Source organism: Geomonas sp., assembly GCF_056994735.1.
This window is the reverse complement of sequence record NZ_JBXKJL010000305.1, coordinates 14,211-31,861: the sequence shown is the minus strand read 5'-3', so window position 1 is coordinate 31,861 and position 17,651 is coordinate 14,211. Positions and strand designations below refer to the sequence as shown.

Below are 17,651 nucleotides of genomic sequence, written 5' to 3'. Positions count from 1 at the left end.
GGGGAACGGCTCCCGTTTCTATCCCCACCTGCCCAGTATTCACCTTCTGGGTCCCGGTATCGTAAGCCAGCATCGGCAGGGAGAATCCGCGGGCGGCATAGGCGCGCAGGGTCGTCTCCCGGGCGAGTAGGTAGGTGAGACCGAGCGAGTAGCTCAGGTGGTCGCCGGAAAATCCCGTACTGTCGAAGCGTACCCCGGGAAGGATGGACAGCCGGCCCAGGGACAAGGAAGCGGTGCAGTACCCGGCGTAGCTGTCCCAGCCGCGGTCGTACGAGTAAGGGGAGCTCGGGACCATTGAGAAGCTGGCGTGTACGCGGGCGTATTCCCCGCCGGCGACAAGGTTGTTCCTGCTGTCTCCCCAGGTGACGCTGGCGTTCAGACCGCGGCTGGAATCCTTTACCGAGGTCTCCCTGGAGAAGCTCTCCAGCTCGCTACGCATGGTGCCTTGGACCCGGTCGTCGAATTCCCTGAGATAGCCGGCGATATCGAAGCCGAGCTTGTCTGCCAGGGGCTGTTGAAACTTCAGGAAAGCGTAGTCATGCCGGCTATCACCATCCTGCCTGATGAGAAAGCCCTGGTAGCTCCCTTCACCCTGTGCCGCCCCGTCCTCGAGGTGTGAAAGGCCGAAGGTCGCCGTTCCCTGGCCGGGGAGGGTGTAGGAGAGCTTGCCGTACAGGTTGTCCGCGCTGGTGCCTGTATGCGCGGAGAGGCCGTCCGAGCTGAGATGTCCTGCTGTCAGGTAGTAGCCGAAGCTGTTTTTTGTTCCGCCCAGCTCGGCACGGCTGTCTGAGGTGAGGCGGCTGCCGATCGAGGAGGAAACCATCCCCGAAATGGGGGCTTCCGGATTGGGGCTTTTGGTGACGATGTTGATGACGCCGCCCAGTGCCGACCCCCAGGAGCCGGAGGCCGCACCCTTGACGATCTCTATGCGGTCGATCTGCTGGACGGGGATCAGCCCCGGCGAAACCATATTCTGGTCGTGATCGTTCTGGCGGATCCCGTCGATCAGCACCAGCACCGTCGAATTGAGGGCGCCCTGGATGTTGAAGAAGGTGAAGGTACCGGGAGTCCTGGGGTTGAAGTCGAGCTGGATGCCGGGAACCGTCTGCAGCACCTCCGCCAGGGTATGGGCGTTAAGGCGGACGATGTCGTCTGCGGTGACGACGGTGACGTTCTCCGCGATCTTCGATGTGGGACGGGGGAGGGGGGAGGGGGATGTCACGGGCTGTTCTTCGCCGAAGAGCCCGATGGTCTGTCGGTCCTCCATCTCGGCGGCCCGTGCAGGTGAGAAAGCGGACAGAAGGAGAGCTGTCAGGACTAAACCGGTTTTGTAACTTTCCCTAAAATCCAATGAATCCAGCACCCTCAAGCAGCAGTTATTCATAACATCGAGTCGGTGGCTGAAGCGGGCGTCATTTCGCCGCGGCGCAGCTGGAAAAGTACCACAAGAGTGCTCATTAAGTAAAGCTCGACGCCGGGATACCGGGCCGATTTCTTTGGTGATGCAGGTGGACCAGCGGCAGGGGAGAAGGAGAATCAGCTGGCGGTCTGTGTCATGAAAAGAGCCGCTTTCCCAGTGGCGGAAAAACGGCTCTTTTCTATCTGACCCGCTCTTCGAACCCGGTGACGATCCCTACGGTCGTGCCTCTTGCCTGCAGCAGCGCAAGGCACGGCCCCAGGATGCCATGACAAATGTTCAAACACTCTGATCGGTGTCGTGTTTTGGAAGCAGATACTTAGGGATGAAGAAGGCGTTGGCGATTATTGTCGGCACCACTGCACTTGCTATGACCGCGGCGATAAGGACCGAGTATTGCTGTTGATTGATGATTTCATGAGTGAGGCCGAAAAGGGCGGATATGGAGCCGAAGGTGAGACCGGTCCATGGCGGTCGGCTCCCATGGTCGTGCCGACTAGCGCACCGATGATCAGCTGGGCCACCGTTCCTACGACTATTTCCGAAAGGGGGTGGCAATCCCAAACCATACGGAAATCAACGTGGCGATGAGAGCCAATCCGGGCCAGAGGGCAGCCAGGCCCCAAATCTCGTACATACTTCCCTCCCAAAATAGAAAAACTCCTACCCTGTTGATGCAAGGTAGGAGTCATTAGCTTCGCGAGCAAAGCGGTTAAGGCGAACTCCAGCGCCGATTTTCATTAATGTTAACGGTAAAAGTCCCAGTGTCAAGGCGGGCTATCTAAGGGCTCCCTCCAAGGCTACCGCCACCGCTACGGATGCTCCGACCATTGGATTGTTCCCCATGCCGAGAAAGCCCATCATCTCCACATGAGCGGGGACGGACGAAGAGCCGGCGAACTGGGCGTCGGAGTGCATCCGGCCCATGGTATCGGTCATGCCGTAAGAAGCGGGGCCGGCCGCCATGTTGTCGGGATGCAAGGTACGCCCGGTGCCTCCTCCTGAGGCCACAGAGAAGTATCTCTTTCCTTGCTCCAGGCACTCCTTCTTATAGGTTCCGGCCACGGGGTGCTGAAAACGGGTGGGATTGGTGGAGTTGCCGGTGATCGAAACATCGACACCCTCGTGATGGTTGATGGCAACCCCTTCGCGGACATCGTCAGCGCCGTAGCAGCGGACCTTGGCCTTATCTCCCTTGGAATAGGCGATCTCGCGCACGATTCCCAATTTGCCGGTGGCGTAGTCGAACTGGGTTTGCACGTAGGTGAAGCCGTTGATGCGCGAGATAATCTGCGCAGCGTCCTTGCCGAGACCGTTCAGGATCACCCGCAACGGTTCCTTCCTTGCCTTGTTGGCCGATTTGGCCAACCCGATCGCTCCTTCCGCTGCTGCGAAGGACTCGTGCCCCGCAAGGAAAGCAAAGCATTTTGTCTCTTCCGAGAGCAGCATGGATGCGAGATTCCCATGACCGATTCCGACCTTACGGTCCTCCGCGACCGAGCCTGGAATACAGAACGCCTGCAATCCTTCCCCGAGGGAGCGGGCGATGTCGACGGCACGGGTCTCTCCCTTCTTTATCGCAATGGCGCCGCCGAGTATGTAGGCCCAGCAGGCGTTCTCAAAGCAGATGGTCTGGATGCCCTTGACGATTCCGTAGATATTAACGTCCTTTTCTTCAGACAGCTTGCGCGCTTCCTCTAACGAGCCGATGTTGTATTTTGCCAGCACCGAGTTGATCTTTTCGATTCTGCGATCGTATCCTTCAAAAAGAGCCATGTCAGTATCTCCTTGGCGATTATTGGTGACGGGGATTGATAGTGCTGACAGCCTCATCGAACCGGCCGTAGTTCGCGGTCGCCTTGGCCAATGCTTCGTTAGCGTCGACACCCTTCTGGATCATCTCCATCATCTTCCCCAGGTGGACGAACTCGTAACCGATCACCTCGTTGTCACCGTCAAGGGCCAGCCTAGTGACGTAACCTTCTGCCATTTCCAAGTAGCGCACACCCTTGGCCGTGGTGCCATACATGGTCCCAATCTGGCTGCGCATCCCCTTCCCCAGATCTTCCAGGCCGGCTCCGATGGGAAGGCCGCCTTCAGAGAAAGCAGTCTGAGAGCGACCGTAGACGATCTGCAGGAACAGTTCCCGCATTGCGGTATTGATGGCGTCGCATACCAAGTCGGTATTGAGCGCCTCCAGAATGGTCTTGCCGGGAAGGATCTCCGCTGCCATGGCCGCCGAATGGGTCATCCCCGAGCAGCCAATGGTCTCCACCAGCGCCTCCTCGATAAGTCCGTCTTTCACGTTCAGCGTCAGCTTACAGGCCCCCTGCTGCGGCGCACACCAGCCGACACCATGAGTCAGGCCGGAGATATCCTTTACCTCTTTAGCCTGCACCCATCTCCCTTCCTGCGGAATCGGCGCCGGGCCATGGTTCGCCCCTTTCGCCACGCAAGTCATCTTGTCCACTTCAGCCGAATAGAGCATCAAACCCCTCCTTCCTTTTATTGTGCTTCAGGTCTGGTTATGAATAGTAAAGAATAGTAAAGAATGGTGGAGCAGAATGGATAAAGCGGTCGCCTTCCGGATGAAGGAAGCGTTAAAAACGATTAACCTATAGCGGCTGGGCAAGTCAAGGAATTTCGCTCGCCTATTTTGGTTCCTTGGGCGTGTAGCGAATGACCTGGGCCCGTTCCAGTGTGATCATGCCACCGGTCATCATCTCGTCTATGCGCGGCATGATCGAATCTATCTTCTCCTGGCTATCGACCACCTCCACGATCAGCGGCAGGTCGGCCGAGATATCCAGCAGCTTTTGAGTGTGATAAACGCTGTGGGCACCGAAACCGCTTATGCCACGGATGACTGTGGCTCCGGCGTAGAGCGGCTTGTGGGCATAACGGTCAGTCTCCTCGACGAAAATGCGCATCAGTACTTTTTCGCCTATAAGCTTAGTCATGATTTCCTCCTCCTATGTCATTGATCGAACGCTAAAAATCCCCAGCCAGGTGAACAGCAGGCACACCGATACGCTTACCAGGACGTTGGCGAAAGCCACGACGAACTGGCCGTCCTCAAGTAACTTGAAGGTCTCGTAACTGAAGGTGGAGAACGTGGTGAGGCCTCCCATGAAGCCTACAGTGAGCCCCAGGCGGATAGTGTCGGGAATGAGCGTGCTGCGGAGACCTAGTTCCATGACCAGGCCGATTAAGAAAGCGCCAAGGATGTTGACGGCGAAGGTGCCGAATGGGAAGGCCCCACCAAGATGGGCGTAGACCCATCCGGATAGGTAGTAACGGGTAAGACCTCCACCGGCGCAGAACAGGGCAATAGTAGCGGCGATCTTCATCTTTGCCTTCTCCTTTAAGACAGCAGTTGTCTATGCTGTCAACGGTGGTTTGGCATCAAGACGTAGCAGTGCAGAAAGAGCTATTGCAGTCAAATAGACGAAACCTGCGCTCCAGAGGACATCGCTTAGGAAGTGACCCCCCTGGAGGATGCGGGCAACCCCCATGACGATCCCGTAGGCAATGCCACCCCAGAGCCAGCAATATGCCTGCCGGGGCCTGGTTCTTCGCAGAAAGAAAAAGGGAGCAGACAGGTAGAATGCGATCGTCGGGTGACCGGCTGGAAAGGAAGCATTTCTTGGTGCCGGACCAGGCTGCCACGGCTGATGGAATGTCATCTTCCCGCCGAATTGCTGCACCTGGCGAGGACGAGGCCTCCCCCAGTGATCCTTGAAAACTGCATTGGCCAGAAGGCCCGGGCCGATCGCCAGCAAAAGTACGAGGAAAAGTGCGGCAACCCGGTGCTTCGCCAAGTTGAGTTTGAAATAGCTGGCGATGAAAACGGTCAAAGCCGCTGCTGCCATTACAAATGCAGGCCACTCGCCGTAAAAATACAGACCACGCCAGGGTTGTAAGTCCCCAGTCAGGAAACCGGAACCTTGCACGTAGTATCTCTGGGCGAGTTGCATATCCCAGCCATTGGTGGCGATCAATGCCGTGCCGATGACGAGCAAGGTGCCGATGATAACGATTTGTACAGCTGTGGATCTGGTCATGCAAATCTCCATAGTAGTTTCATCACCTGCGTAGCGTCGCCATGCAGCGTTTTGGGTGTAGCAGCAGGTCCAGCGCTTCAGAAACGCTACGCACCACGATATCGGCGTGCATCAGTGCGCTCACAGCGCACCCTTCACCCTCGATAACCGCAATTCCGATGCGTGCAGCTTTCAGCATCAGATGATCATTAGCGCCATTGCCCATCGCAACCACTTGCTCCGCTCCTAACTTCTGTACGTATTGCTCTTTTTGCCGATCAAGCTGATCGCTGGAAAGGATTGTGACCTCACAGGGTACATCCCGCAGTGCTTCGTTAGCCTTGTGAAATGTATCCGCCGTCAGCACGTGCACTTTTACGACGTGTGCTACATCCTCAAGCAGGGCGCTCACCCCCGGCAGCAGGATTCCATCCACCGAGAGGGTGCCGGTAAAATCGGAAACAAGGTGAAGTGCTTCTACTTTGCCAAAGGCCGGAATATCAATTTGGAGCATATCCTCCACCTCCGCAACTCAACTGGCTAAGGCTTTACGATCCTTGAGGGGTAGATCGGCATCCAGTTCTTCAACATCGGATTGCATGATTTCAATGCCATATTGGCTGATGTTCCAGTGCTCCATGTGCTTGTAAACCAGTACTTTGTCCTTTAACAGCTCTCCGTGCTTGCGGACGAACAACTCCAGATCCTTACGTGGGGAAATGAGCTCGACGCACATATTCAGCGATGCGTTGGGCATTTCGGACATGCCACCGGATTCGATCTTGCCGTCTCCACTGTAGCCGTAATAGGTGTGGTGGGCAGTCGCGTTCAGAATGCCAGCCTCCTTGGCAGCGAGGATAATCTCCTGGTACAAAGATTTTCCGAACAGCTTCTGCCGGATGCTGGAATTACCGCGCTTCTCTTTCGGGGTCAGGTAAATGCGTAGCTGGCCGATCTCCTTTGAGACGACCCTGTGACGGGTGGGCATCTGCTCTTCTCCTTTTTCCTTTTCGTTTTCTTGAACGTCTTCGAATACAGCCGGTGGTGTTTTCAGTATGTAAAGCATCCGTTCCGGGAAGCTGGGCGACAGTTCTCGAGTAGTCCTGAGGGATGCGTCAGGCGGCAGGAGGGGAGCTGCAGTTTTCGGGACCGCAATTCGTTGGGAAAGATAGATCCCGGTGTGCCCGCTGAAAAGGTAGGCGAGATAGCAGGCGACAGCGATGTAGATCATCGCCCCGGAGCCGAAGAGTTCGACGCCCATGATGGTGCAGGCCAGTGGTGCATTGGTTGCGCCGGCAAATACCGCAACGAAACCAAGTCCTGCGAATAGATCCGTTTGGGGAATCGCCTCAAGTAATCGCGCCAACACGTTTCCCAGTGAAGCTCCGATGAAGAAAAGGGGGGTGACTTCCCCCCCCTTGAAGCCGCTCCCCAACGTCACTGCAGTAAAGAGGACCTTCCACCACCAACTCCATCCCGTTGCGCCACCCGGCCTGAAGCAGGAAGAGATGGTGACAGCATGGGGATCCGCCGCATTTACGCCGAGACCGAGGTAATCACGGGTGCCGACCAAGTACACCAAACCAATAACGATGCACCCGCCGATGGCGGGGCGCAAAATGGGCCAGCTCACGATCGTCTTGAACAGGTGCTGGATACTGTGCTGCAACTCGGCGAAAAGCACACTTACCAGACCGAAGGCGACGGCTGCCAGGGCTACCTTTCCTAACAGCAGCGGGTCAAGGTGCGGCGCATGTGAAGCTGCGTCTGCCGCCGAATGAAAAACAGAGGTGATCTGGTAAGCAGTGTGCTTTATTCCCAGAAGCCCGCAGGTCTGGTCGGCGACGATGCCGGCGATCAGGCAGGGAATCAGCGCCTCGTACGTCATCCTCCCCACGATCAACACCTCCATGGCGAAGACCGCCCCGGCCAGCGGAGTTCCGAAGACGGCGCCGAAGCCACCTGCAATACCGGCCATCAACATGATGCGCACGTCCTGGTCGCTCAAACGGAACCACCTGGCGAAGGTGCTGGCGATGCTTCCGCCCATTTGTACGGCCGTTCCTTCCCGGCCCGCCGAGCCCCCGAAAAGATGGGTGACCACTGTACCGATCAAAATCAAGGGAGCCATCCTTGTTGGCACCCCGCCACCGGGTTCGTGGATCTGTTCCACGATCAGGTTGTTCCCCCCCTCGGCGGATTTACCGCACCATTTGTACAAGGCTGCCACCAGCATCCCGCCAACGGGAAGAAGAAACAGGAGGCTCGGTTGACCAAGGCGCATGTGAGTCACCTGCTCTAGGCTCCATAAGAAAAGAGCACATGCCGCTCCGATCGTTGCGGCCAGGGGGGAAATGATGGTCAACCACTTGAGAAAATAACGGCCTTGTGCGACGTGTTCTTGTGCATCCCAGCGAAACGGCATGGGGGTATCCTCGTCGATTTAATGTCTGAGAGCCCTCAATGGAGGGAGTACTGCTGGTGTATCTATACAACTTCCTCAACCAACTGGTGAGCTCGGGTGAAATACTGTCGGTACCCTTGGAGCAGAATCAGGAAAGACGTGATAGCCACTGAGCACGTCATGGCGCACATGATGGCGATCTGATAGCGGACCGCGACAATCGGGTCGGTGCCCGACAGGATCTGACCGGTCATCATGCCCGGGAGGGATACAATCCCCATGGCAGCCATCGTGTTCAACGTCGGCAGCAGCGCAGCGCGGAAGGCCCGGCGCATTGCGGTATCCGATGCCTGACGTGCAGTCGCTCCAAGGCATAGGGCGGTTTCAATCTCGTCTCGTTGTCCGTGCATCTCAGCGGAGAGACGCTCAGCCGCAAGGGTTGCGCCATTCATGGAATTCCCGATGATCATTCCAGCCAAAGGGATCAGGTAACGAGGCTCGTACCAAGGAGAGTAGCCGACGACCAATCCACAAAACAGAAAGGTCACGCCGCCGCAACCGACTAAAATCGAGCCGGCCATGACTTTGTAAAAGTGTGGCATTTTCTCTTTGATCCGACTCCCCATCACTTGCAATGAAAAGGCAACCATCACCAATAGGATGGAGATGACTGCAAGCGGGTTCCTCACGGCAAAGACCAGATGTAGCAGGTATCCTACCGCAACGAGTTGAAGCCCCATCCTTATCGAGGCCCATAGAATTTGTGATTCCTGTCCAACACGTCTTAGGCGGGCCAGCCCGATTGCGAGTAGTACCAAGCCATAGGCTGCAGCGAGGTTCAACAGGTTGATGTTCACTATTTGCTGATTGTTCATAGCGATCCTTCTGTTATCATGCAGTGGCCAGAAATGCCCGCAACGCTGAGGTTTGGGGATTAGCGAATAGATCTTCGGCCCGTCCTGCCTCAACCATTTGTCCGCTTTCCAGGAATATCAGGTGATCCGCTACCTTTTCCGCCAGTCGCAGGTCATGAGTAACCAGGATGACGGTGAGCTTATGGTTGCGGCAGATATCATGAAAGGTTGTTGCCAGGTGGTCTGCTGTCGGCCGATCGAGGGCGCTTGTCGGCTCGTCCAGAAGGAGTACCTGAGGACTGGTGATCAAAGCCCGGGCGAGACTCACCCGTTGTTGCTGCCCAAGAGAAAGAGTATGGCTATCGCGTTCGGCCAGATCAGGAGCAATCCTCGCCATTTCCATCACCTGCCTCACCGATGGAGAGTCCAGTTGAGGAAGCGGCTGTTGACAGTACATAAAAGGCCGCTGCAGGTTGGACAGCACAGAACCCTCGAACATGTACGGCTTCTGCATCACCATTGCGACCTTACGGCGAAGCAGCAAAGGATCTGCCTCAGCTATATTCTCACCGTCGACAAACACCTTACCTGTAGTGGGCTCGCTTAGCCGGTTAATGAGCCTTATCAGGGAGCTTTTCCCGCCTCCGGAGGGACCGATCATCGCGGTGATCTCACCACACTGCGCCTTGAAGGAGACATTCTCGATAATGGTGGCTTTTCGGCCATCCCGGCCTTTTCTTACGATGCCGACGTTATCAAGACAAACCATGGCTTCCGTTGCAATTTCAGACACTATAATGGACACTCCGGTAGTTTGGTCGCATCGCTGATCTATTCATACTCACCATGTCCCGGAAAGGGCCGCGCCGGCTGAATTTTGAGAAACGAGCGGTATAAAGGACACCCTCGTGCCCCCCTTTGTTGCGTGAGCTGCAGTCACGATTCGTCCGCAGAGTTCACCGATAGCCGCGCTGAGCACCACATCGCTTGCCCAGTGTTTGTCCTGATACATGCGCGAAAACCCGACAAAGCTGGCAGTCGAATAAAAGAGAGCTTTAGTAGCGATGCTGTCGGTTGTTGCCGCCATCACCGATGCCATTGCGAAAGAACTAGAGGTGTGCATTGAAGGTAATGAATCGTAGTCACGACTGAACTGTGCCGGTCTGAAGCTTCCTTTATCTCCGTTCACGAACGGGCGAGCACGTCCAATAGCTTGTTTCAGCAAGAGCGTTGTTGCATCGGCTAAAACAATCGACTCCCCAAGCAACTCACCCCTCTCCTTCCACTGCGGCGACTCTGTGAGAATTCCACCGCCATAGATCGCAGCTGCAATACCGAGATGCAAAAATGGGTCACCGATGAAAGTCCCTGCATCGGCGGCCCTATCAAGCCCTTGGCTTTTGATCCCTTGGAGTTTGTTGCGAATGTCGTCGTCGTAGATATAAGTGATCCCGACCGCTCCGGCCACAGCCAACGTTCCGACAAAACCGTAACCGTCGGTATCGACCGGCGTCTTCACAACCTGAAGCGCCTCATCCCCTAGCCGAAGGGTTTCTTCTTTGAGAGCTTTTGAGCTGTTGAATATGTTTTCGTCAGCGAGACAAACACCTGAGAGGGTCAGAAATACGACACAGAAGAAGAGAAAACGCATGCCACTCCTTAGTGATTACTAATCATGAAATAAAAAAACTCCTGCCCTCGAATGAAGAGCAGGAGTCATCAGCTTTTGCAAGCGGTTTAGGCGAACTCCATCGCCACAAAATTTCACGAAATGTAGCCGAGAATCTGAGTGAAGTCAAGCCTCAACTGTCGGCATTGTCCTTCGAGGTCTCAGCAACTGGCCGCCCGGGCCATCTTGGGCCGGTTGGTGCTTCCCGCTTGCAATGCTCCTATGGACTGAAGTTCAGCGCCGCAGAATCTACACGTCCTCTTGCTGGGCAGTGAACATGGTGGCGGATCGTGCTGCGAAGGAGAAGAGCGATAGAGATCGACCCTAGTGACTCCATGAATGGTGTAATGGAGGGAGGGACGCCCTGCGAGGCGAGGTCCCTCCTCCAATTCATTTACTGGCTACTTTATCAACCACTTGGCGTACTGTTGAATGTCGATCACGGGCACGCTGCCGCTAAACTGAAGCTGAGAAATTAGCTTGAAAGGAATGCGGTTGCCGCCTTCCCTTCATTACAAACAGCATACAATTAACTCTAGTAGCTATATATCGAGGTTCGACACGTTCAGTGCGTTCTGCTCGATGAAGTCGCGACGGTGTTCGACCTGGTCGCCCATGAGCACGGTGAAGATCTCCTCGGCGGCCACGGCGTCCTCGATCTTTACCTGCAAGAGAACCCTGTTCTCCTGGTGCATGGTCGTCTCCCAGAGCTGCTCCGGGTTCATCTCGCCCAGACCTTTGTAGCGCTGGATGTAGAGGCCCTTCTTGGCGGTCTCCAGGAAGAAGGAGAGGATCTCCTCCTGCTTCTCGGTCTCGAAGACCAGCTTTTCCTCGGCGTATATGCTCGCCTTGCCGGTGGTCGTCTTTCCGGCGCCGAAAACGGCGGAGACCCGCTTGTAGTTCTCCATCAACAGCCCGTACTCGTAGGAGTTGAGGATGGCGATGATCTGCTGGTCCACCCTCACTCGCAGGTTGCCGAAGCTGAAGGTGATGCTGATTCCGTCGTTGACCACGTAGTCGGTCTCGGGGAAAGCTTCCTTGAGCTTGGGGAGCTGCGGCAGGAGGTCGGTCAGCTCCTCGAAGCCGTTCTTGATGTTGCACTTGAGCAACATCCGCAGGAGCTGCTCGTTGACACCCTTCCTGACCACCTTCTCGAAGATGGTGTCGTAGTCGATCAGCTGGTTCAGGATGGGGATGATCTGCTTGCCGCGGTACACCCGCTCGTCGCTTCCGAGCTTCAGGGTCATGTCCTCGGTACCTTCCTCGAGGAGGTAGTTCTGCAACGCCGCCTCGTTCTTGAGGTACTGCTCCTTCTTGCCGCGCTTGATCTTGTAGAGCGGCGGCTGGGCTATGTAGAGGTAGCCGCGCTCGATCATCTCCATCATCTGCCTGAAGAAGAAGGTGAGGAGCAGGGTGAGGATGTGCGAGCCGTCGACGTCGGCATCTGTCATGACGATGATCTTGTGGTAGCGGAGCTTGGAGATGTCGAAATCGTCCTTGCCGATGCTGGTGCCGAGCGCCGCGATCAGGGTCCTGATCTCCTGCGAGGCCAGCATCTTGTCGAAGCGGGCCTTCTCGACGTTGAGGATCTTGCCCTTGAGCGGGAGGATCGCCTGGTACTTCCTGTCGCGACCCTGCTTCGCGGAGCCGCCTGCGGAGTCACCCTCGACCAGGAAGAGTTCGGAGAGCGCCGGGTCCTTCTCCTGGCAGTCGGCAAGCTTTCCGGGGAGGGTTCCTACCTCGAGGGCTCCCTTGCGGCGGGTCAGCTCCCTGGCTTTCCTGGCTGCTTCCCTGGCGCGGGCGGCATCGATGGACTTCTCCAGGATGCGCTTGGCCATGGCCGGGTTTTCTTCGAGGTAGGTGGCGAGCTTCTCGTTCACCATGGTCTCGACATAGCCCTTGACCTCGGAGTTGCCGAGCTTGGTCTTGGTCTGCCCCTCGAACTGCGGCTGGGGAATCTTGACCGAGATGACCGCGGTGAGTCCTTCGCGGAGGTCCTCGCCGGAAATGGCCACCTTCACGTTCTTCAGGAGATTGTTGGCGTTGGCGTAGGTGTTCATGGTGCGGGTCAGCGCCGCCTTGAAACCGATCAGGTGGGTGCCGCCCTCATGCGTGTTGATGTTGTTGGCGAAGGTGAAGACCTTCTCGTCGTACGAGTCGTTGTACTGCATGGCGATCTCGATATCGACGCCGTTTTTCTCGCCGCGCATGTAGATCGGCTCCGGGTTCACCGCGTTCTTGTTGCGGTTGAGATACTCGACGAAGCTCCTGATCCCGCCTTCATAGAAAAAGTCGTGTCCCTTGTCGCTTCTCTCGTCGTGGATCTTGATCCTCACGCCCGCGTTCAGGAAGGCCAGCTCGCGAAGCCTCTGCGAGAGGACGTCGAAGGAGAACTCGACGGTCTCGAAGATCTCGCCGTCCGGCATGAAGGTGATCTTGGTGCCACGCTTCTTGGTCTCGCCGTCCTCTAAAAGCGGAGCCAGCGGCACCCCTTTTTCGTAGCTCTGGGTATGGATCCTGCCGTTTCTGCGGATCTCCAGGTCAAGCCTCTGCGAGAGGGCGTTGACGACGGAGCTGCCGACGCCGTGCAGGCCGCCGGAAACCTTGTAGGAAGTGTTGTCGAACTTGCCGCCGGCATGGAGGACCGTGAGAACGACCTCCGCGGCCGACTTCCCCTCGGTCGGATGCATGTCGGTAGGAATCCCGCGGCCGTTGTCCTCGACCGTGACCGAGCCGTCGAGATGGATGACGACCTGTATGGAGTCGCAGTATCCTGCCAGCGCCTCGTCGATGGAGTTGTCCACCAGCTCGTACACCAGGTGATGCAGGCCCTGCGCGGACGTGGAGCCGATGTACATCGCCGGCCGTTTCCTTACCGCAGAGAGCCCTTCCAGAACCTTGATCTTATCCGCACCGTAATCGCCGTGTTCTTGGTTCATCTTTACCTCTAGTTGAGAATCCTTCCTTCGCTTATGCGGAAGGTCCTATGGTTTTGCATGCCTTCAGGAGCTATGTTCTGCAGGGAGGTGGTGGTGATGAACACCTGCATCTCCCTCTTCTTCAGAAACTCCATCAGGTTGAAGTTGCGGTCGAGATCCAGTTCGCTGGTCATGTCGTCCAGCAGCAGTACCGGCGGGGCCTGGAATCTCCGGGTGATGTACTCTATCTCCGCCATCTTGAGAGCCAGCACGAACGATCTCTGCTGTCCCTGGGAGGCGAAGTGCCTCGTGGTACGGTCGTTGAGTCCGAAGTAGAGGTCGTCACGATGGGGCCCTATGGCCGTCGACCCGCGCCGCCGCTCCTCCGCCGCATGGGCTTTCAGCGCCTGGCCCAGCGCCCGCTGCGGATCCTCGTCGTACTCCTTCTGGTCCAGGCCGTGGAACCGGTAGGCCAGCTGGACAAGTTCGTCGTTGCCGGATATCTCCGTGTAGAAGCCCTGGAGGAGTTTCTCTATCTCCTTGAGATAAGCCCGTCTGCGCTCGATCACGACCTGGGCCGCCTGGACCAGTTGCTCCGTCCAGACCTCGATGCCGGAGGTCTCGTTGTTCTTCAACAGGACGTTCCGGTTTTTCAGGATCTTCGCGTAGTCGTGGTACGCCTTGAGGTAGTCGAGATCGCAGGTGAAGACCGCGCGATCGAGGTAGCGGCGTCTCAGCTCCGGCCCACCGCGTACCATCGATATCTCGTCCGGGGTGAAGACCACCACGTTGAGGTTGCCGAAGAAGTCGTCGACCCTGGTGGCCAACTTAGCGTCAATCTTGGCCTTTTTCCCCTGCTTCTCCAGGAGGAGCGATATCTCGCGCTGAACCCGATCCCTCTCCACCACCCCCTTGATGAGGGCAAAGTCGGCTCCGAACGCGATGAGTTCCGAGTTCTTCGCCTGCTTGAAAGACTTCATCGTGGCGAGGAGATATATCGATTCCAGCAGGTTGGTCTTGCCCTGGCCGTTGTTGCCGTAAAATACGTTGAACTTCTCGCCGGGCTCGAGTTCAAGATTTTTCAGGTTACGGAAGGAACCGAGTTTCAACTTTATCAGCTTCATCCAGCTCTTATGAACCGTGAAAGGTGAAAGGTGAAGGGTGAATGGTCACTACGCCTCTCCCTTACTTAACTGTTATCACTTGAGCTGACTCCCCCCTTTTAAAAGGGTGGGAGTCAGGATTGCTTTCAGTCCCCTCTCCCGCTTGCAGGCCGAAACCCTGCAGCGCGCCGGCCCGGAGGGCGAGGGGAAAAGGCCGCGAGGTTCATGGGCACCAATTGGACCATCGCTAATGATAGCATGGAAATGGCGTCTTAAGGAACAGAATCTTGCTTCTACAGTCTCATCGGCATGATGACGGCCATGAAGTCCTCGTCCGCCACCGCTTTCATGATCACCGGGGAGAGCTCGTCCTTCAGCTTCAGCTCCACCTCCCGGTCGGCCATCACGGAGAGGACGTCGACCAGGTACTTGGCATTGAAGCGCGCCGAGATCTCGTTGCCATCGTAGGTCACCTCGATCTCCTCGCGTGCCTCGCCAAGCTCGGGATTGCTGGAGGAGATGATCATCTGCTCCGGATCCACGTCGATCTTGACCCCCTTGAACTTCTCGCTGGAGAGGATGGCCATCCTTTTCAGCGAGTGGAGGAACTTGTCGCGGTTGAGCTGCACCGAGCGGTCATTGTTGTACGGGATGACCTTGGTGTAGTCCGGGAACTCGCCGTCGATGAGCCTCATGACCACGACGGTGTTCCCCTTCTTGATGACCGCGCTGTTGTCCATGAAGCCCAGCATGATCTCGCCGGCCTCTTCCTCCACCATTTTCTTGAGCTCGAAGATGCCCTTCTTGGGGAAGATCACGCCTTTGGCGAGTTCGGCGCTGATGTTGCCTTCGATGGTCTTCTGCGCGACCGAAAGCCTGTGTCCGTCGGTCGCCACCATCTTCAGCACCGTCGCGCCCGACTCCTCGACCGCCTTGATAAAGACGCCGTTGAGGTTGTACTTGGTCTCGTCGTAGCAGATGGCGTAGGAGGTCTTCTCGATCATGTCGCTGAGGATCTCGTTCTTGAAGACGATGAAATTCTCGTCCTTCACCTTCGGGAAGTAGGGGAACTCCTCGGAGGAAAGACCGACGATGTTGAAGCGGGCCTTGCCGCAGGTGATCTCGACCCAGTCGTTCTCCTTGGTGGAGAAGGTGATCTCCTCGTCCGGCATCTCCTTGACGATCTCGTACAGCTTTTTGGCCGAGACGGTGATCTTTCCTTCCTTGATCACCTTGGTGGGGTAGGAGCTCTTCATGCCGACTTCGAGGTCGGTCGCGGTGATATAGAGGAGGTCGTTCTGCACCTCAAGCAGCGCGTTGGAGAGGATCGGCATCGTGTTACGCTTTTCCACGATCCCCTGAATTCTCTGGAGCGCCTTCAAAAAGATCTCTTTGCTAATTTTGAATTCCATGGAGTCTCCCTCCCGCCTTGCTTCTTATATTATGTTTTTATAAAAGGTCAGTAGTAGTAGATATATGCCTGTTGAAAAGTGGAAAAGCATCCTTGGCCCTTGCAATGACTCGGCTTTTTTGCGGGGAAAACTCCTGGAGTATCTTTCGGGGTTTCCTCCTTTTGTGCACAGGCAAATTTGTTCGAGCCGCCGGCAGGGGATTTATCCACACTTTTCCCCGCTACATGAACAGCTTTTTCTTGATATCTTCCACAGTCCCTCTGAACTCCGCGTCGCCGGCCATCTGCTTCTCTATCTTCTTGACGGAGTGGATTATGGTGCTGTGGTCCTTGCCTCCGAACTTCTCGCCGATTTCGGGATAGGATGACTTGGTGAGCTCCCTGCAGATGTAGATGGCGATCTGGCGCGGGACCACCAGGGTCTTGACCCTTTTGTCCGACTTGAGTTCGGAAAGCTTGATGCGGAAGTGCTCGGCCACCATCTTCTGGATCATCTCGACGGTGATTTCCTTGGTCTTCTCGACGATGATGTCCTTCATGACGTCGCGCGCCATGGCCAGGGTGATCTCCTGCCCGGTAAGACTGGCGAAGGCCTCGAGCCTGATCAGCATCCCTTCCAGTTCCCTGATGTTGCTGGTCGCTCCCTCGGCGAGGAAGAGCGCCACGTCATCGGGAAGGTTGACGGCGTGCATGTCGGACTTCTTCTTGAGGATGGCGACCTTAGTCTCGACGCCGGGGGGCTGGATGTCGGCGATCAGGCCCCATTCGAAGCGCGACCTCAGCCGCTCCTCGAGCCCGGGGATATCCTTGGGGAATTTGTCGGAGGTGACCACGATCTGCTTGTGGGACTCGTAGAGAGCGTTGAAGGTGTGGAAGAACTCCTCCTGGGTCGCCTCTTTTCCCGCCATGAACTGGATGTCGTCGATCAGCAGCAGGTCCATCTTCCTGAACTTGTTGCGGAACTCGTCCATCTTCTTGTAACGGAGCGAGTTGATCATCTCGTTCATGAACTTCTCGGACGAGTAGTAGCAGATCTTGGCCTTGCTGTTCTTGGCCAGGATCTGGTTCCCGATGGCATTCACCAGATGGGTCTTGCCCAGACCGACGCCGCCGTATATGAATAACGGGTTGTAGTTGGTAGCCGGCTTGTTGGCCACCGCCTGGGAGGCTGCGTAGGCAAACTGGTTGCTGGGGCCGCAGACGAAGGACTCGAAGGTATACTTCGGATTGAGGGTGGGGATGAAGTCGGCCTTCTTGTCCTTATCCTTTTCTTTTTCCTTCTCTTTGTCCTTGTCCTTCTCTTTGTCTTTCTCTTTTTCCCTTGCGACCTTCGGTTCCTTCTCTGCTCTGGGCTGGGGCTCTGACTTCGTCTCAGCGACATGGAACTCTATGTGGAATTCCTTGTCGGTAAGGACGGAGACTGTTTCCCTGATGGTGGGGAGGTATTTGTCGGTGACCCATTTCTGGAAGAAGGAACTTGGTACTTCGAGGACTATCGTATCATCTGTTGCGCCCAGAAACTTGATGGGGTCGATCCAGGTAGTATAGGTTTGTCCGGTGAGTACTTTCTTAAGGTTAACGAGGGCTTCCTGCCAAACATTTTCCATGGAGAGAGGCCTTTTTATCCGCTGTTTTTGCACAGGCTTATCAACAACTGTTGATAAGAAATATGTATGGTGATTTCAGCTGGTTACCGAGATTTAGACAGGATAAACCCATCCTAATTTTAGTGCAGCAGCAGACTAGCAGAGCCACCCTGTTTTTGCAAGGCAAAACTTGGCCGGGGAAAAACACCTTGACAAGGATTTGTGATTATGTTTAAGTTCGATACT

The 17,651-nt window shown here is 56.2% G+C and carries 15 protein-coding genes and 2 riboswitches; all 15 genes read right to left on the bottom strand.

From position 1 onward, the window contains the following. The coding region (locus tag AC11W3_RS13615) for a TonB-dependent receptor plug domain-containing protein (protein WP_484093159.1) at window positions 1-1,267 on the bottom strand (1,267 nt) is incomplete at its 3' end. An 825-nt stretch (window positions 1,268-2,092) separates the two neighbouring features. Then, window positions 2,093-2,158, bottom strand: a riboswitch (Fluoride riboswitch). Window positions 2,159-2,194: 36 nt separating this feature from the next. Then, complete coding sequence (locus AC11W3_RS13610; RefSeq protein WP_484088864.1) at window positions 2,195-3,193, bottom strand: GGGtGRT protein; 999 nt, start codon at window positions 3,191-3,193, stop codon at window positions 2,195-2,197. A gap of 19 nt (window positions 3,194-3,212) precedes the next feature. Beyond that, window positions 3,213-3,905 (bottom strand): iron-sulfur cluster assembly scaffold protein, encoded by a 693-nt coding sequence (locus AC11W3_RS13605; RefSeq protein ID WP_484088865.1) that lies wholly within the window; start codon window positions 3,903-3,905, stop codon window positions 3,213-3,215. A gap of 163 nt (window positions 3,906-4,068) precedes the next feature. After that, on the bottom strand, window positions 4,069-4,377 hold the full coding sequence (locus AC11W3_RS13600) for a DUF190 domain-containing protein (RefSeq protein ID WP_484088866.1): 309 nt from the start codon (window positions 4,375-4,377) through the stop codon (window positions 4,069-4,071). Between the two features lie 12 nt (window positions 4,378-4,389). Beyond that, a complete protein-coding gene (gene crcB, locus AC11W3_RS13595) occupies window positions 4,390-4,767 on the bottom strand; it encodes a fluoride efflux transporter CrcB (protein ID WP_484088867.1) in 378 nt (125 codons plus the stop codon). 30 nt (window positions 4,768-4,797) lie between these two features. After that, window positions 4,798-5,481, bottom strand: a complete 684-nt coding sequence (locus tag AC11W3_RS13590; RefSeq protein ID WP_484088868.1) for a phosphatase PAP2 family protein — start codon at window positions 5,479-5,481, stop codon at window positions 4,798-4,800. A gap of 22 nt (window positions 5,482-5,503) precedes the next feature. Next, window positions 5,504-5,974 (bottom strand): HAD family hydrolase, encoded by a 471-nt coding sequence (locus AC11W3_RS13585; protein WP_484088869.1) that lies wholly within the window; start codon window positions 5,972-5,974, stop codon window positions 5,504-5,506. A gap of 18 nt (window positions 5,975-5,992) precedes the next feature. Next, window positions 5,993-7,885 carry a DUF190 domain-containing protein gene (locus AC11W3_RS13580; protein ID WP_484088870.1) on the bottom strand — a complete coding sequence of 631 codons (1,893 nt, stop codon included), beginning with the start codon at window positions 7,883-7,885 and terminating at the stop codon, window positions 5,993-5,995. 62 nt (window positions 7,886-7,947) lie between these two features. Continuing rightward, window positions 7,948-8,739, bottom strand: a complete 792-nt coding sequence (locus AC11W3_RS13575) for an ABC transporter permease (protein ID WP_484088871.1) — start codon at window positions 8,737-8,739, stop codon at window positions 7,948-7,950. Window positions 8,740-8,755: 16 nt separating this feature from the next. Further along, window positions 8,756-9,511, bottom strand: a complete 756-nt coding sequence (locus AC11W3_RS13570) for an ABC transporter ATP-binding protein (protein WP_484088872.1) — start codon at window positions 9,509-9,511, stop codon at window positions 8,756-8,758. Between the two features lie 48 nt (window positions 9,512-9,559). Further along, a complete protein-coding gene (locus AC11W3_RS13565) occupies window positions 9,560-10,369 on the bottom strand; it encodes a phosphatase PAP2 family protein (protein WP_484088873.1) in 810 nt (269 codons plus the stop codon). 52 nt (window positions 10,370-10,421) lie between these two features. After that, window positions 10,422-10,483, bottom strand: a riboswitch (Fluoride riboswitch). A 446-nt stretch (window positions 10,484-10,929) separates the two neighbouring features. Continuing rightward, window positions 10,930-13,326 (bottom strand): DNA topoisomerase (ATP-hydrolyzing) subunit B, encoded by a 2,397-nt coding sequence (gene gyrB, locus AC11W3_RS13560; protein WP_484088874.1) that lies wholly within the window; start codon window positions 13,324-13,326, stop codon window positions 10,930-10,932. Between the two features lie 8 nt (window positions 13,327-13,334). Next, window positions 13,335-14,429, bottom strand: coding sequence for a DNA replication/repair protein RecF (recF, locus tag AC11W3_RS13555; RefSeq protein ID WP_484088875.1), 1,095 nt, complete (start codon window positions 14,427-14,429; stop codon window positions 13,335-13,337). Window positions 14,430-14,701: 272 nt separating this feature from the next. After that, entirely contained in the window at window positions 14,702-15,820 is a 1,119-nt protein-coding gene (gene dnaN / locus AC11W3_RS13550; RefSeq protein WP_484093158.1) for a DNA polymerase III subunit beta, read from the bottom strand. 220 nt (window positions 15,821-16,040) lie between these two features. Beyond that, window positions 16,041-17,426, bottom strand: coding sequence for a chromosomal replication initiator protein DnaA (gene dnaA, locus AC11W3_RS13545; protein ID WP_484093157.1), 1,386 nt, complete (start codon window positions 17,424-17,426; stop codon window positions 16,041-16,043). Window positions 17,427-17,651: the final 225 nt, after the last annotated feature.

Coding starts and splice junctions, on each gene's coding strand:
- AC11W3_RS13610 (WP_484088864.1), bottom strand. CDS start 3,193: ATGGCTCTTTTTGAAGGATACGATCGCAGAATCGAAAAGATCAACTCG.
- AC11W3_RS13605 (WP_484088865.1), bottom strand. CDS start 3,905: ATGCTCTATTCGGCTGAAGTGGACAAGATGACTTGCGTGGCGAAAGGG.
- AC11W3_RS13600 (WP_484088866.1), bottom strand. CDS start 4,377: ATGACTAAGCTTATAGGCGAAAAAGTACTGATGCGCATTTTCGTCGAG.
- crcB (WP_484088867.1), bottom strand. CDS start 4,767: ATGAAGATCGCCGCTACTATTGCCCTGTTCTGCGCCGGTGGAGGTCTT.
- AC11W3_RS13590 (WP_484088868.1), bottom strand. CDS start 5,481: ATGACCAGATCCACAGCTGTACAAATCGTTATCATCGGCACCTTGCTC.
- AC11W3_RS13585 (WP_484088869.1), bottom strand. CDS start 5,974: ATGCTCCAAATTGATATTCCGGCCTTTGGCAAAGTAGAAGCACTTCAC.
- AC11W3_RS13580 (WP_484088870.1), bottom strand. CDS start 7,885: ATGCCGTTTCGCTGGGATGCACAAGAACACGTCGCACAAGGCCGTTAT.
- AC11W3_RS13575 (WP_484088871.1), bottom strand. CDS start 8,739: ATGAACAATCAGCAAATAGTGAACATCAACCTGTTGAACCTCGCTGCA.
- AC11W3_RS13565 (WP_484088873.1), bottom strand. CDS start 10,369: ATGCGTTTTCTCTTCTTCTGTGTCGTATTTCTGACCCTCTCAGGTGTT.
- gyrB (WP_484088874.1), bottom strand. CDS start 13,326: ATGAACCAAGAACACGGCGATTACGGTGCGGATAAGATCAAGGTTCTG.
- recF (WP_484088875.1), bottom strand. CDS start 14,429: ATGAAGCTGATAAAGTTGAAACTCGGTTCCTTCCGTAACCTGAAAAAT.
- dnaN (WP_484093158.1), bottom strand. CDS start 15,820: ATGGAATTCAAAATTAGCAAAGAGATCTTTTTGAAGGCGCTCCAGAGA.
- dnaA (WP_484093157.1), bottom strand. CDS start 17,426: ATGGAAAATGTTTGGCAGGAAGCCCTCGTTAACCTTAAGAAAGTACTC.